Genomic DNA, 14,752 nt, shown 5'->3' with positions numbered 1-14,752 from the left:
GGCGGAGGCGCTTCTTGCCGTCCGGCATATAGCCGCGCCGCGCGAGATCATCGCGCCCCTTGGCGGCGAAGGCGGCGGCTTTGGCGAATCGGCCCGTGGTGATAGGCTCAGAGAGCCCTTCGGCGGCAGTTTTCGGGTCAATGTTGAAATAGGGCGGGGGAGGGGGCTTGCCTGCGGAATTCATGTTATCCTCATGATGTGCGTTTGTTTGCACTATATGCGGGAAACTATCGCACATGGGGGGCATGATGTGAATCGTTTTGATGGTTTCGCGGCGAAACCGGTCTTTGCCTTAAGAAATTGATCAGAAAGAACACCTCAAAGCTTGAGAATCTTTAAGAGTCTTTAGAATCTTTGCCCTGAGAAAACGTATTTAATTCATGGTTTTAATGTGGTTCCGGGACCAGAACACGGGATGAAAGGGACCAAGATACGGGAACAAGGGGACCCGCACACGGGGCAAAGGGTGCTGATTCTCAGGGATTGAGGGACTGAGACTCGGGAAAGGAGTCTAGGACGGAGTCTGGCAGAGGAAAGCCCCGCAATTGTGGGGTGAGGTGCCAGAGGCGATCCTGTAGATGGGTCCCTAAGAGGCAAAAGGGACCTGTTTACGGGACCTGAGGGGCGGTTTGACAGGCACCAAGGCGGCGGTTGATGATGGGTGCCTTTTGATCGATAATGCCGGTGCCCATCAAGAGGTGCCTGATATGGCGATAGAGCAGTTTGCAACCGTAAATTATTTGCCCCCGGATCGCGCAGTGATCCGGTTCGCATCCGACCTCGCCCCCCAGGGCGGGTGCGAAGTGGCGGAACGTGTCGAATACGCTCGGCGTAGATGCTTTGAAGTGATGACAGTACAAAAGGTTTGGCCCGCCCTCGAGGCCGGGTGCGAACCTTTGTTGCGACGAGGCGGCCAGACGTGAGCGTGGCCAAGGATATTCCCAAGGACACGCTGACCGGGGCGCTGCGGCGCGAGAGCGTGAAGAAGAACGTGGCGGCGATCCATGTTTCGGGCAAGCTGTCGCTTCTCCAGCGCAAGCTGAGCAATGTGCTTTTGCTCAACGCCTATGACACGCTGATCACCCGCGCGGCGCACCGGATTGATGCGCGGACGCTCTGCCTGATGATCGGCTATAATTCCAACGACACCGAGACGCTGAAACTGGCGCTGCGGGGCCTCGCGGAAACGGTGGCCGAATGGGACATGCTTGATGAAAAGGGGCGGCAGGAGTGGGGTGTTTCGGCGCTTTTGTCTTATGCCAAGCTGAAGGATGGGGTGTGCGAGTATGCGTATAGCCCGGCGCTGGCGGAGAAGCTGCACGATCCCAAGGTTTTTGCGCTGATCAACCTCAATATTCAGCGGCAGTTTACCGGGGGGCATGCGCTGGCTTTGTACGAGAATTGCTTTCGCTTTGTGAATACGGGCAGCACGGGTTGGTGGGAACTGGATGTGTTCCGGCGGCTGATGGGGGTGGACGGCTCGGAGTATTACAAGAGTTTCAAGCAGCTCAATGCCAAGGTCATCAAGCCCGCGGTGGCAGAGGTGAACAAGGTGTCCGATATCATCGTGACGCCCGAGACGCGGAAGATGGGGCGGTCCGTGACGGATATTCGGTTTCGGATCACGCGGAACCCGCAGCTTGCGATGATGAATATCGACGATGGGACCGGTGTGCGCGGCGGGGCGGTTTATGCGCGGCTGATCGAATTGGGCGTGAGTGACCGGCTGGCGCGGCAATGGATTGCGCAGCATGGCGAGGATGTGGTGGCCGAGAAGGTGGCCTTTGTCGATGCGCAGGACGGGGTGAAGAGCCCGGCGCGGTACCTGAGCGCGGCGCTGCGCGATGGGTTTGGTCCGGAGGCGGCGCCGGTGCTGAGCGGGCGGGCGGCGCGGCTGCGGCGGGTGCAGGAGCTGGTGGCGGGACGCTCTCCGACGCAGAGGGACGCGGATCGGCGGCTTTTCCTCGGGCAACTGGCGGAGGCGGCGCTGCGGACGGATTTTGAACGACACGGCTGGATGTCGGCGCTGAACGCGGAGGCGATTTTTGCCTTTTGGGAGGATATGGAGCCGGGCGCGTTTGACGGGATTTAGGTTCCCGCACTGACCATCCCCCTGATCTGTCCGGCGTAGGACATGAGACAGGAGACGGATGGTATGACGATGTTTGATATTCCATGGCTGCGTCAGGGGGCGGGGCTCTTTGCGGCGGTGGCCGTTGCGGTTGCCCTGACGCTGGGCGGTGTGGGCCGGAGCGATGGGCTTTGGCTGCAGCAGGCGGCTCTTGTGATGGCGCTTTGGGGTCTGGGGCGGGCGTTTGATCGCCTGCCCACGATGCCGCGCAGCAAGGGTGCGGCGGGCTTTGTGCTGGTGCTTTCTTTCTGGGTGCTGGGCGCGGGTGGTTTTCTGGCGGCCATCGCCACGGCGGCGATTGCCTTTGTCTGGGCGCCGGTGGCGGTGCTGTTGCCGCTGCTGTTCGCCCTGAGCGCGCATCTGGGGCTGAGCATCTTCGAGATGATGGTGGTCTCGACCATCGCCATGGCCCCGTTTGTGATCTGGCCGGACCTGCAGCGGCGCTTTGCGCTGCGGGGGCAGGGGCCGGACGGGATGCTGAGCATTCATGACTTCATTGAAGACAAGGAGCGGGACCATGGCTGAGGGTTGGGCCGCGCTTTTGCGCGAGGAACCGGCATTTGCGGCGCTGTGTCGGGCCTATGCGGTGAACGGGCCGGAGCAGGCGCGGGATTTCATCGAGGCGCTGAAAGACCTGCCGCCGGGCTTCAACACGGCGATTGCCGGGGAGGTGGCGACGCGGGTCACAGAGATTGCGGCAAAGCTGGACGGGATGACCGGCCCGGCGCGCGCAAAAGGACATCATCCGGTGGGCGGCGTGCGGCTGCCGAAGACAGGAGAGACGCAATGACAGAATTTCTGAACGGGCTGCCGCAGGACGTGCAGCAAGAGCTGCGGGCGCAGGGCATTGTCACCGACGTGCAGCTGGCGGAGGTGCCGCAGGACTGGCGTGATGCGCGCGTTGATCCGGGCCTGATGCCAAAGATGGAGACCCGCCGCGCGGGGCAGGGCCGTGCCATGGGCGCGCGCGGGCGGGTCAATCCCGGTAGCCCGCTGATGCGCGCCCGTGCGGGCAGCGCTGGCCGGCACGCGAAGCTGCTGGCGCATCTGAAAGGGCTGGGCAGGCTGAAAACCTCCTCCTCGCTGGTGGGGGCTTTCCCCGAAGTGGGGGATCAGGGGCAACACGGCGTCTGCGTGGGCTTTGCCACCAGCGACTCGTTGCAGTTTCGCACCGGCAAGCCGATGTCGCCCTGGGCCGCCCATCGCGCGGCGAAAGAGGCGGATGGCGAGCCGCATGAGGACGGAACGCGGCAGTATTACGCGCTGTCGCATTTCTATCGCACCGGGCATCTGCGCGCCCCGGATTACCGCTATGCAGATTGGCTCAAGGCGCGGGCTCTGGCCCCAAGGGCGCATCTGGCGGAGCCGTGGAAGATCGACGGTTTTGTTGATCTGCTGACGCCGGGCGAGGACTTTGGCTATGTGGTGGATCTGATCCGGGCGATTGTCTCGGGCGCTTTGGATCCGCAACGCGGCGGTGATCCGGTGCCGATTTCGGTCGGGCTGTTTGAAGGCTATGACAGCTACAGCACGGAACAGACCGGGATGCTGCGGCTCAACCTGCCGGGCGAGGCGATGGTGGATGGTCATGCCATGGTGGTTGTCGGCTATCGCGACGCGGAAGATCCGGCGAACCCCTTTGGCATCGGCTATTTCGTGGTGCGCAACAGCTGGGGGGATTGGGCGCGGGACAATCCGTTTGGGTATCAGGGCCATGCGCTGATCCCTTATGCCTATCTGGCCAGCGCGGAGCGGCTGTTTGAGGCGTATTGGTTGTTGCGGTGAGTGGGGAAGGGGGCGGTGCCCTGTCCCTTTTTGCCCCGGATCGCTTGCGATCCGGTTCGCACCCGACCGCGCCCCTCAGGGCGGGTGCGAAGTGGCGGAAGCGGCGCATGGGCGAAACCAGGGTTCTTTTGGGAGAGGTCAATGAGTCTTTCTTGACCGCCCTCGAGGTCGGGTGCGAACCTCTGTTGCGTCCATAAGGTCGAGAGAGTTAGCCCAATTTCGGGCAAAGAGGGCAGGGGAGGCCGTGACATGGTCCTGAACATCATCAAGACAGCCGCGCTCAGCCTTGCCTTTGGCTGGGCGCTCCCTGTTTCGGCGCAGCCCATGGAAACCCCCGGAGAGACTTACGGCCAGCTTGGTCTCGGATTGCCGCAGGCCACGGGATACGCGGCGCGCAACGGCTTTCGCAGCGAGGCGAATTTCGAGCCGATGCGGCGCTATCGCGCCTCCAGCCGTCTGGGGCCGTTGATCCGATATGTCGGCTATCTCGATGTGAAGACCGCCGCTGGCAAGGCGCTGAAATGCACGGCCACGCTGATCGCGGCGGACCGGCTGTTGACCAATGCCCATTGCTACCCCGAGCGGGGGCCTGCGCGGGCGATTTCGGCGCAGTTTCAACTGGGCTATCTGTCGGTACTCGACAAGGACAGCGCGCGGCGGTTTGCGGTCAAAGGCGCGGTGCTGCGCCATGACCGGATGGATTACGCAGTGCTCACGCTGGACCGCGCGGTGCCGGGCTGGGTTGATCCCGGCTGGCAGGTGCGCGCGCCACGCCGGGACGAGCCCTTGCTGGTGGTGGGGCATCCCCTGGCGCAGCCTTTGCACGTGACGCAGGCGGGCTGTGTGGCGACCGCCGGGTTTGGCGCGGGGGCGCAAGAGCTTTTGCACAGCTGTGATACGGAGCAGGGCAGTTCCGGCGCGCTGTTGTTCTCGGCGGATGATCCGAAGCAGATTGTCGGGCTGCACAAGGAATGGACGTCCGAAGGGAACCGGGCCTTGCGGCTGACGGCGCTGGATTGGGCGGCGTTTGTGGGGCAGGGCAGGAAGACAGAAGACCCGAATGCCGCCCCTGTGATCCGGTTGCAGGGACAGGGGTCCGGCGCGCTTTATGCGGATGATTTTCCGGTTGATCCACAAAGTGGAGCATTCCACGTTGATCCTGCGTCTTCTGGGGCATTTGGTTCGGCACCCCCGCTGCCGAGTGATCCGAAACCCAGTGCGCGCGCCCCTGCGCCGCCTCTTACTAGCGGTTTCAAAGCCGGGGCGAACGCGGTTCTGAGGCGATCGGACTGGATGGATGAACCCGGCTTTGGATTGGTCAGGAGCAATCGGGCTCTGTTGAAAGATCTAAAGTTCTTTTCTTCCAATACCTTGAAGGCAATCAGGGAAGCCGAGCGTCTGTGCAAGGTTGGGGACGGAAACGCCTGTGCGACGGTTGGGGTTCATTTGGAGACAAAGAACTGGGCATATGCGGTTGGCAACACGCGGTTTAGCCGACGGGCAGAAGGTGCGGAGGAGATGTTTTTTCGCAGCCTGGATTTGGGCGCTCCCATGGTGCTTGAGAACGGCCGTCATTTGACGCGGGACACTGTTTTGGGATTGCAGAAACTCTATAACGCAGGCGCGCCGTCACGGCGCTTGACCGAGGATGGTCAATGGGGTCCGGGAACGCGGGCTTCGCTGGCCAAAATGTGCGACTGCGACTAGCCGGAAAACTTTCCGGGTGACCCCTCCCCCTGATGATTTGGCAGACGCCGGATCAAACCCCCCGGCGGTTATATCAGGAGGTAAATCCCATGTTGAAAACTATTGCATCCGGTGTTGTTGGTCTGTCCCTTATTGCTGCCACGGGGAGCGTTGTGGCGCCCGAGGCGACGGCCAATGTGATGGATCAGATCCCGCAGGCGCTGGAGCGTCTGACCCAGCCCGACTGCGAGACGCGCCCGCAGGCGTGCCTGACGCGCAAGGAGGCGAAGTTGAAGGATCTGAGCCGCGATCTGGAGCGCTCGTCCGAGCGGCTGGATCTGGAGCTTGGGCGCGCGGCGGAGGTGCTGGCGCGGAACAAGGCGCTGCGCGGGCAGAACCGTCTCTACCTCGAAGAGGGCAAGCGTCTGCTCAACCGGACGGTGGGCAACGGGCCGATCCGTTTCGCCGGGGCGAGCTATCCGACGCGGGACGCGTTCCGCGATCAGCTGGAGCTGCTTTTTGTCGAAGGGCAGCGGTTGGATGCGGTGATTGCGGACGCGGACGGGCTGCATGACAACCTGAGCACCGCCCGCCGCAACCTGATCGCCCGCCGCTCGGAAATCCGCGCGACCCTGTCGATCCTGCCGTCGAAGATGGCGCTGATCGAGGCGCAGCAGAACTACGCGCTGCTGACCTCTGATCTGCAGGCCATCGACGATGTGCTGCGCGCCGGGGAGACCGGCACCAAGGCGGTGGACCGCCTGCTGCGCAACACCGAGGAGCTGGCGGCGGCGGAGTCGCGTGCACCGAAGGGCGACGCGGGCTTTGAAGCCTGGTTGATGGAAGGGGCTGAAGCGGCGAACTGACGCTTGTCAGCATAAGGGCCACCGGTCTAGGCTCTGGACCGGTGGCGGACAATGTGTGTGAGGGGGACAGCATCATGATGAAAGGCTTTTTGTGTGTTCTGGCCGGGCTTCTGGGGGCTTCTCAGGGGGCGGCCGAGGAAGACGGCCGCTACCGTCTGCCAGCCGGGGGCTTCGGCGTGTTGGCGCAGGGCGCGCCGCAGGCGGTGCCCTCGACGCGGTTGCGCGAAGAACAGCGCTTCGGACGGTTCGAGGACACGGTGGCGCTGCGGGCGGGTTGGTTCGTCCGGCAGGCCCAGGTGACCGGGCGGCTCGATAGCGAGACCGCAAAGCGGGAAGGGGGCGAGGCGGTTGCCTTTACCTGCACCGCAACCGCGATTGCGAAGGATCTGATCCTCACCAATGCCCATTGCGTCAAACACAAGGGTGACGAACGCGCGGTCAAGCTGAGTTTCTTCCCGGAATTTCGCGATGGTCGCCGCGATCCCGAGGACGCCGCACACGCGGTGGATCTCACGCCCGTTGAGCGGGGAACGGGACAGATGGACTATGCCATCTACCGGCTGAAACGGCCTCTCGCAGGGTATGCCGCGCCCAGCCTTGGGTACCGGGCGGTCATGGCGGGTGAGCCGTTGGTGATCATCGGCCACCCGGAAGCGCAGCCCCTGAAGCTCTCCCGCGGCGGGTGCCAGTCGGACCCGGAGGTGCCTACAAAAGGCGTGCAGATCGTGCACAGCTGCGCCACGCGGCAAGGCTCATCCGGCTCGCTTGTTTTTGGACTCGATGGGAGCGTTGTCGGGCTGCATCACATTGGCGGTGCCAATATCGGCGGGCGCGCCGTGGGCTATGCGGTGAGCATGGCGGCGCTGGTAGAGAAAAGCCCGACGCTCAGACAGGTGCTGAGCGATGCGGCGACCCGCCCTCAGGCGCTTCAGGTGGCCCGCAGCCGCGATACGCGCGGGGCGGAGGGGCTGTGTCTTCTTGGTGTGGATAAGAAGGATAGGGTGCAGGATGCCTTTCCAATTGTCCGAGGATTTAAAGTCAACCGGCTCTACGTTGATATTGCAGATAGCGCGGGGCGGTTTTTGAGTGTTCGCAAGACTGCGGAAAGGATCAGGTACTTTCATTGGGGTCGGCGCGGGCAGGTCTATGGTAAGGAAACGATCTACCTGAACAAGGAATCCGAGGATTACCCGACACCCATGCTTGGGGCCGTTCCTGAGGATTATGCCAAATACATTGAGTCTGATCGGGTCCATAGGATGGCTCCGGTGGTTGCCGCCATCGAGCAAGGCACTGGGCTGGAATACTGGGTTGGCCTCACCTTGTTGAACAGTTCTTCGCAACAACCGGTTTTTGACGCACTCGCAAATGCCGGTTTTCTGACAACCAACACCTGCCTCCCCGTCGAAGACATCGCGTACATCGTCGACACCACCGAAGGCATTGAATTGACCGTGGCCGAGTACCTTGAGCGGGTGCGCGTAGCCTCCCCCTGACCTATTCCCAAAAGGAGACCCACCATGTTGAGACTTCTGACTGCCGGATTGATGGCGCTGGGATTGGCGCAGGGCGCTGCGGCGCAGGACAATGGGCCGTTTCAGCTGCCCCCGGGTGGCTTTGGCGTGCCGGGGTTTGGACAGCGGCAGGCGCTGCCGTCCCACGCCATGGAAGAGGCGCGGCGGCTGGGGCTGTTCGAGGAGACCTTGGGCATCCGCTCGGGTTGGATTGACCGGGTGGCGAAGATGACCGGGCGGCTGGACATCATGACGGCGGCCAAGGATGCGGACGGCCAGCCGATCAGCCTTGCCTGCACCGGCACGGCGATCACGCCGCGCTATGTTCTGACCAATGCGCATTGTTTGAAATCGAGCGGGCGGCTGCGGGCGATTTCCGTATTGTTTCTGCCGAACTATCGCGACGCGCGGCGGCGCAATGTGGTGACGGCTTATCCGGTGTCGCTGACCCCGGTGGAGCGGGGCAGTGAAGACACGCTGGATTATGCGATCCTGCGGCTGGAGAGCCCGTTGAAGGGGCATCAGCCGCTGGGTCTTGCGATCCGTGATCCGGGGCCGGGGGAGCCTTTGGTGGTCATTGGCCATCCCGAAGGGCAACCGCTGCACCTGTCACGCGGGCGTTGCCGTTCCGATCACGAAGTGCCGATGGATGGCGAAGACGTGGTGCATGGCTGTGCCACTCTGGCGGGCTCGTCCGGCTCGCTGGTGTTTTCCAGCGAAGGGCAGATCGTCGGGCTGCACTTCTGGGGCGGGGCCTTGCTTGGCGGGCGGCAGGTGAACCGGGCTATCCGCATGGCGGCTTTGGTCCGGGCCAGCAAGATTCTGAATGACGTATTTGTCCCGCCTGAGCCGGAAGAGGAAGAGACCTCCGCCCCGCCTTTGGTGGAAACGCAGGGGCTGTGCGCGCGGATTGCGGTGCCGGAGGGGTATTTCTGTCAGGAGAAGGCGGACGGGACGTTCAATGTCTTGTCGCTTGAGGCCATAGCGGGTGGGGAGGTTCTGACCGGGAAGGCAGAGGAGTTCCGGAAGAAGTGCCTTGAGGGCCGGGCGATCGACTGCACGCGGCTTGGCGTGCGCTACTGGCGCGGCGATACGGTGAGCAAGAGCGCCGAGAAAGCGGCGATTTTCTCGACGCTGGGATGCAACGGCGGTAACATGACCGGTTGCAGCAACCTGGCGGTGATGCTCGGGAAAGGCGAAGGGGTCCCACAGGATTTCAAGCGAGCTGCTGCGCTCTATGAACGCGCCTGTGACGGCGGTGTCATGGAAGGCTGTACCGGGCTTGCGGTGTATCACGCCAATGGACGCGGCATGCCGGAGAACCTCGAGAAGGCGGCCGGTTACTACAAAAAGGCCTGTGACAAGAACCATCTGAAGGGCTGCTATAACCTCGGCTTGTTTTATGCGCAGGGGCGGGGGGTGCCGCAGGATCCCGCGCGTGCCGTAACGCTCTATCGCAAGTCCTGTGACGGAGATTATGCGAACGGCTGCAATGGTTTGGGGCGGCAGTATTACATGGGCGAGGGCATCGCGAAGGATAAGGTGCGGGCGGTGGCGTTGTTCCGGCAGGCCTGTGACGGCGGCAGCAAGACCGGCTGCGACAACCTGGAGAAGTTTGGCCCATGATCCGGTTGTGGCTGTCTTTGGTTCTCGGGGTTTGTCTGGGATCGTCTGTCTACGCCCAATCGGTGCATCGCCTTGGCGGAAAACCCGAAGGGGAAGCGGAAGGCATGTTGGTGCAGGCGCTCGGCACGTCGCCGGTGCAATACGGCTGTGCCGGGTCGGTGGCGGTGGATATTCCGAACATCCTGTTCGAGAACGACAAGGCGCGGCTGACCCCGGCGGCGGCTGGGCAGATGGATGTGCTGGCGCGGGCGCTGGGGCATTCGGAGTTCAGACACGACACATTTGTGATCGAAGGCCACGCCAGCGCGCCGGGCAGTGATGCGCACAACATGGACCTGTCGGAGCGCAGGGCGGAGGTTGTGCAAAGCGCGATGACGCGGCGCGGGATTGCCAAGGCCCGGATTGCATGGCGGGCCTATGGTGAGCGGCGGCTCCTGTATCCCAAAAGGCCCGATCATGCGGACAACCGGCGGGTGACAATCCGGCGGATCGCGGTGGGATCGGCGCAATGGGAGGCGCTGGAGATCGCCGCGCGGGAGCGGCACAGGCTCTCGCATCGGCTGATGGTGGCAGAGGACGGCGGCGCCTGGTGGGCGCTGCCGCGTGACGTGGTGGATCGGCGCTTGCCGGTGTTTCTGTGCGCTTCGGCCAGCCGGGGCGGGCTCTTGCACGTGGAGATCCGTGAGGCGGGGCAAAAGCGGTTCGAGCCCGTCGCGACCTATCCGCTGCCCGAGGGGGGCCTCGTGCGGGTGCCGCATGACCGGAACTTCAAGTTTACCGGGCGGGCGCCGTGGCAGGAAATCCGGCTGCGGCATGTGGATTGCACGCGGGCGGCCTGCCCGAGGCTGAGCGCGGGCCTGCAGGAACGGCTGGAAATCGCGCCGAAACGCCGCCCACCGAAGCCGGTCAACCTGCCAAGCACCGGCATGGCGCGCTGCGGCGCGCCGGGGGTTGTCTGCGAGGTTTTCAAGGTTCGCCACGAGTGACCGTGTTTTTGACTGAGACCCTCCCCCTGACCACGAAGGGAGAGGAAAAAGGAGTACGGTCATGAAAGAATTTGGGCCCGGTCAGGATCGGGAGGGGCAGATCATCCGCGAGATACTGCTCTATGGGTCAGAGGGGTTTGTGCCGGTTCGCAAGGCGCTGTTGCGGGCGCTTGAAGCGGTGACGGATGGTTTTGAAAGCATCCGGCAGGCAGCTCTGGCAAGTGACAGCGCGAAAGACCCCGCATGGCGCGGCTACATGTACGACGAAAATGGCGGGCGCGGGCTGGCCAATGATTGGTTCCGGGAATTTTCGGGCCCGACGCTGGCGCGGCTGGGAACCGGTTTCAGAGGTCACATGCGCGCCGATTTCGAAGTGGCGGTTTTGGATTTCGCCGGGATTTTCATCCCGGAAGCCTGCAAGCTGCTGGCGCAGGATCTGCGCACCAAGCCGCAGTTTCTGCAGGCTGAGAGCCGAAAAGATCTGGCCCGGATTGGTGGAAACGCCTTCAAATACCAGACCTGCCCCAAGGTGCAGGTTTTTGCCGCGCTGAACGTGCTGGGGTATCCTCAGGTGTCCGGCGCACAGGCGGCGGATCTGCCGCATTACCTGGGCGGGCTGGATGCCTTTGCCCGCGCCATCGCGCTGGAAGCGGCGGACAATGTCGCGGCGCTGGACATGCTCTGCAAGGCGGATCTGGCAATCGGGCTTTCCGTGGTTCTTGAAGAGCGCCGGGTGCAGAAGGTTCCGGGCCCTTTGCGGGACACAGAATTTGCGGGCCAGGCTTTTGCGCTTGTGCGGACGGCGCGGGAGCGCTCTGTGGAATGGTCAAAAGCGCCGAAGCGGGGCCGCGCGGCCTTTGTGATGGAGGTTGATCTGGGCGGCGGCGGGGCGGTGCATAATCCGCTGCGCATCCTTTCGGCTCTGGAGCTTTATTATGCGGCGGTGGCCGGTTCGACCCCGCCGGAGCGTGGCGAAGAAGCCTTTGATCCGGACGCGCTCAAAGCGGTGCCCTGGACCAAGCTGCGGCACCTGAGCTTCGTGGGCGAGGCGGATTCGCTGGATGCGGACTTTGGAGACGATGGCGATGCGACACTGCTTGACTTTGTTGACGCGGAGTCCCGTGCCGACGCCATGGGCTATCAGAAGGCCGGCTATTCGGACCAGATCGCTGCGATTGAGGATCGGCAGTTGGAGCGCGCCGGTTTTCTGGCGGAGCCGAAACAGAAGACTTCAAGCGTTCTGGTTGCCCGGCATCTGAACAGCGACCTGCCCGGCGAAGAGACGCTTGGCATGGCGTTGTTGCATGACAGCCTGCCGAAGCTGAAAGACGGCAACCCCGGCGCGCGCAACGCGTTTTTGGTGAAGTGGAAGGACATGGTGAAGGGGCTGGCGGCGCGGCTGACCGCGCTCAGCGCCAGCAACCCGTCCATTCCCAAGAAAGCCGCGACGAACCAGTCTGGCAAACCCAGCTGGGCGACGCCGGAAGACACAGGATTTGGCCCCTATCTGGTGGCCGCCCATACATTCATCGGCGCGCGGCTCAAGAGCCTTGCCGCCGCGGCGCAAGGAGACGCCAAATGACACAGGATTTTACCGATATGCTTGTTGCAGCGTTTGAAACCCAGACCGAAGACCTTGAGATCGAGGTGAAACCGGTGGCCTTCTGGCAGGAGATCCTGTCCGGGAAGGCGGCGATGGACGCAACCGCGCGGGCGCTTTTGATGGGCTCGCCGCTCAATCGGCGGATGTTCGAAGAGGCTTATCAAGCCGAGCGTGCCGCGCTTCTGGACCGGGTGGCGAACCTGCCGCAAGCGCCGCATCTGCGCCGGGCAGCTTCGCCCGCGCGGCGTCAGCCGATCCACATTGACGGGCTGTCCGGGCTGATACTCGAGATTCAGCCGCTGGGGGATGGCTGGCAGATCATTCTGGACGCCGCCGGGCTGCAATTGCCGGTGGGGGCCGAGGTCGAGCTTTACGACGATCTGGGCCGGGTCTGGATCAGCGGCGCGGTGCCGCGCGACGGGGTGCTGGATGACTTCTGGTCTTTGCCGGATGGGCCGCAGGCGGTGGTGGCCGAAGGCCGCGCGATCGGGCTGCGTCTGGATGGTCTGGTGCTGGTGCCGCTGACGGCGATTGATGGGGGGACGGGCGATGGCTGATCGGATCAACAGAGCCTTCGCCTTTCCGGTGGTGGCCCCGGGCGGCAGCGCGCTGGTGCGGGTGACGGTCCGGCTTGAGGATGGCGAGGACGGCTTTCGCTTTGCCCGCCACTGCCACGCGCCGAAGGACACCGAAGAGACGGTGAACTATTTCCGCGAGATGACCGCGCGGCCGTTCTGGCCGGAGCATGTGCAGAGCCAGCGCAGCGGGGTTCGGGTGACGTTCAACCCAGAGGAGCGGCGCAGCTACGTGGGCGAAAGCTACGGCATGCTGGCGATGCTCGCCGATACGCTGGCGGCGACGCGCCCGGAGTTGTTCGGGAGCGATTATGAAAACGGCCAAACCGATCTGGCGATTGTCGCCACCGGCACGCCGGATGGGTCGGGCGCTTTGGTGCTGAACGACGAAGGGCAGAATGTCGGCGGTTTGGAGGCCAAGCTGCGGGCGGTGCTGGCGGAGGGTGAGGCGCTGTTCGGGCAGCATCGGCAGAAGCTGCTGGTGGTGCCGCGGCAGACCCATGAGGGCGAAGAGGCGGCGCTGATTGCGGCGCTGACCGAGGGAGGCTGGACGGTTGTCGAGACCTCCAACCTGGCCGAGGCGCTCGCGGATGGGCTGATCGGGGCGAAGGGCCGGGACGGCGGCGGTGGGACGCAGGGGCCGGAGGCAAAGGGCTGGCTCACATGGCCGAAGATCGCGCTGGGAGCCTGCGCAGCGGTGGCTCTGTTCGCCTTTGGCCAGTGGCAGGCGCAAGAGGACGCGCTGCTGCGTGTGCCGCCTGCAGTGGTGGCCGATGGCGGGGGTGAGACACCCGCGCCGGAGCCGGAGCCGGTGGAGCAGACCGCGGATGCCGCGCCAGAGCCTGACCCGGAACCCGCAGAGCAGACGGCGGATGCCGCGCCAGGGCCGGAGCCCGTGGTGTACAGCGGGGCGCTGAGTGTTGATGTGCAACTGGTGCGCGGCGAGAAGACCTATGACGCGCCGGTGGGCAATCCGTTCATGCCGGGCGAGACCGTGCGGCTGACGCTGGATCACGCGGGGCAGGGGACTGCCTTTGTGGTGATCTACCGCGGTCAGGTTCCGGTGAAGGACCTTGCGCTGACACCGGGCGTGCCACAGGCGCTGGACTTCGAAGTGCGCGCGCTGGCGGACCGCAGCGGCAAGGCGACCATCGCCGTGGCCGATTGCGCCGGGGCGGATTGCGCGGCGGCGAAAGCGCGGCTGATGGAGCAGGTCGGGCCAACCCGGCGCAGCTACCCGGTGGGGGATTTCAGCGCCGTGCGGGCTGATCCCGACAGCACCCTGAAGACCGTATTGAAATTCGAGATGATGTAGAGGAACCGAGAGATGAAAACCGTGATGACTGCCCTGTGCCTGAGCCTGAGCGCCGGGGCCGCGTTTTCCGAAGACTGCATTGATCTGGATATGGACGTGTACCGCGTCGATCCCGAGACATGGGAGGCGCAAGGCGACTATCTCGACTTTGCCGGCGGGGACCGGATTGCCTATGGCGATCATTTCCGCATCAAGATGCGCGGCGAGAAGCCGGGGGTCTACCGGCTGTGGTCAATCGATCCGCAGGAAGTGCAGAACCACGATTACCCGCTGGTGCAATCGAGCGCCGGGCCGGTGACGCTGCCCTGTGGCACCGATCAGGACATGCGGACCTGTCCCGACGCCCCCGGCGCGCCGTTCCGTGCGGTGGACAAGGCCGAGGGCATCGAGGCGGGGCCGCAGGCGACGGAGCTTTTGATGATCACCTACACGCCCTGCCGCAAGGCGGGGGATCCGGTGGGCAAGGTGGCGCTGCCGCTGTGCGCCGGGATCGTTGATCCGGCTTATGACATGGCGGCGAGCGTGGCCCATATCGGGCGCGCCGAAGCGCTGGAAATCGCTCGTCCGTCGCGCAAGGGCTGCCCCTATGAGCGCGACGCGGAGGACAATATCACCATCCACAAGGTGGTCGAAATCCCGGTTGTGCGCTGAGGGAACAAGGAGAA

Annotated in this window: 13 protein-coding genes and 1 pseudogene; 13 read left to right on the top strand and 1 reads right to left on the bottom strand. The window is 63.9% G+C overall.

Going from position 1 to position 14,752, the window contains the following annotated elements; genetic code table 11:
- A pseudogene (locus E4662_RS23750) lies at nt 1-184 on the bottom strand (AAA family ATPase); the annotation flags it as partial.
- Between the two features lie 741 nt (nt 185-925).
- Between E4662_RS23750 and E4662_RS23745 the strand changes: the two are divergent.
- From E4662_RS23745 to E4662_RS23685, 13 genes are all read left to right on the top strand, one after another.
- Complete coding sequence (locus tag E4662_RS23745) at nt 926-2,092, top strand: replication initiation protein (RefSeq protein ID WP_420819284.1); 1,167 nt, start codon at nt 926-928, stop codon at nt 2,090-2,092.
- 63 nt (nt 2,093-2,155) lie between these two features.
- Nucleotides 2,156-2,656, top strand: a complete 501-nt coding sequence (locus E4662_RS23740; RefSeq protein WP_136444133.1) for a hypothetical protein — start codon at nt 2,156-2,158, stop codon at nt 2,654-2,656.
- The gene (locus tag E4662_RS23735) at nt 2,649-2,921 is read left to right on the top strand and encodes a hypothetical protein (RefSeq protein WP_136444132.1); all 273 of its coding nucleotides are present in this window, start codon (nt 2,649-2,651) and stop codon (nt 2,919-2,921) included. The genes E4662_RS23740 and E4662_RS23735 overlap by 8 nt, the downstream gene beginning before the upstream one ends.
- Nucleotides 2,918-3,916, top strand: a complete 999-nt coding sequence (locus E4662_RS23730) for a C1 family peptidase (RefSeq protein ID WP_136444131.1) — start codon at nt 2,918-2,920, stop codon at nt 3,914-3,916. The genes E4662_RS23735 and E4662_RS23730 overlap by 4 nt, the downstream gene beginning before the upstream one ends.
- Nucleotides 3,917-4,165: 249 nt before the next feature.
- On the top strand, nt 4,166-5,623 hold the full coding sequence (locus E4662_RS23725) for a trypsin-like serine peptidase (protein ID WP_136444130.1): 1,458 nt from the start codon (nt 4,166-4,168) through the stop codon (nt 5,621-5,623).
- 89 nt (nt 5,624-5,712) lie between these two features.
- A complete protein-coding gene (locus E4662_RS23720; protein ID WP_136444129.1) occupies nt 5,713-6,468 on the top strand; it encodes a hypothetical protein in 756 nt (251 codons plus the stop codon).
- Nucleotides 6,469-6,542: 74 nt separating this feature from the next.
- Nucleotides 6,543-7,964 carry a trypsin-like serine peptidase gene (locus E4662_RS23715; RefSeq protein WP_136444128.1) on the top strand — a complete coding sequence of 474 codons (1,422 nt, stop codon included), beginning with the start codon at nt 6,543-6,545 and terminating at the stop codon, nt 7,962-7,964.
- 24 nt (nt 7,965-7,988) lie between these two features.
- Entirely contained in the window at nt 7,989-9,608 is a 1,620-nt protein-coding gene (locus E4662_RS23710) for a bifunctional trypsin-like peptidase domain-containing/SEL1-like repeat protein (RefSeq protein WP_136444127.1), read from the top strand.
- Nucleotides 9,605-10,594, top strand: coding sequence for an OmpA family protein (locus tag E4662_RS23705; RefSeq protein ID WP_136444126.1), 990 nt, complete (start codon nt 9,605-9,607; stop codon nt 10,592-10,594). Before E4662_RS23710 ends, E4662_RS23705 begins: the two co-directional genes overlap by 4 nt.
- A gap of 61 nt (nt 10,595-10,655) precedes the next feature.
- Nucleotides 10,656-12,176 carry a hypothetical protein gene (locus E4662_RS23700; RefSeq protein ID WP_136444125.1) on the top strand — a complete coding sequence of 507 codons (1,521 nt, stop codon included), beginning with the start codon at nt 10,656-10,658 and terminating at the stop codon, nt 12,174-12,176.
- Complete coding sequence (locus E4662_RS23695; RefSeq protein WP_136444124.1) at nt 12,173-12,754, top strand: hypothetical protein; 582 nt, start codon at nt 12,173-12,175, stop codon at nt 12,752-12,754. Before E4662_RS23700 ends, E4662_RS23695 begins: the two co-directional genes overlap by 4 nt.
- Nucleotides 12,747-14,087 (top strand): hypothetical protein, encoded by a 1,341-nt coding sequence (locus E4662_RS23690; protein WP_136444123.1) that lies wholly within the window; start codon nt 12,747-12,749, stop codon nt 14,085-14,087. Before E4662_RS23695 ends, E4662_RS23690 begins: the two co-directional genes overlap by 8 nt.
- 12 nt (nt 14,088-14,099) lie before the next feature.
- Nucleotides 14,100-14,738: a hypothetical protein gene (locus E4662_RS23685; protein ID WP_136444122.1), complete on the top strand. Its 639-nt coding sequence runs from the start codon at nt 14,100-14,102 to the stop codon at nt 14,736-14,738.
- Nucleotides 14,739-14,752: the final 14 nt, after the last annotated feature.

This window comes from Pacificoceanicola onchidii (assembly GCF_004804335.1).
Classification (GTDB): domain Bacteria; phylum Pseudomonadota; class Alphaproteobacteria; order Rhodobacterales; family Rhodobacteraceae; genus Pacificoceanicola; species Pacificoceanicola onchidii.
Note: the sequence above shows the minus strand (reverse complement) of the source record. Positions and strands in the feature narration are given on the sequence as shown.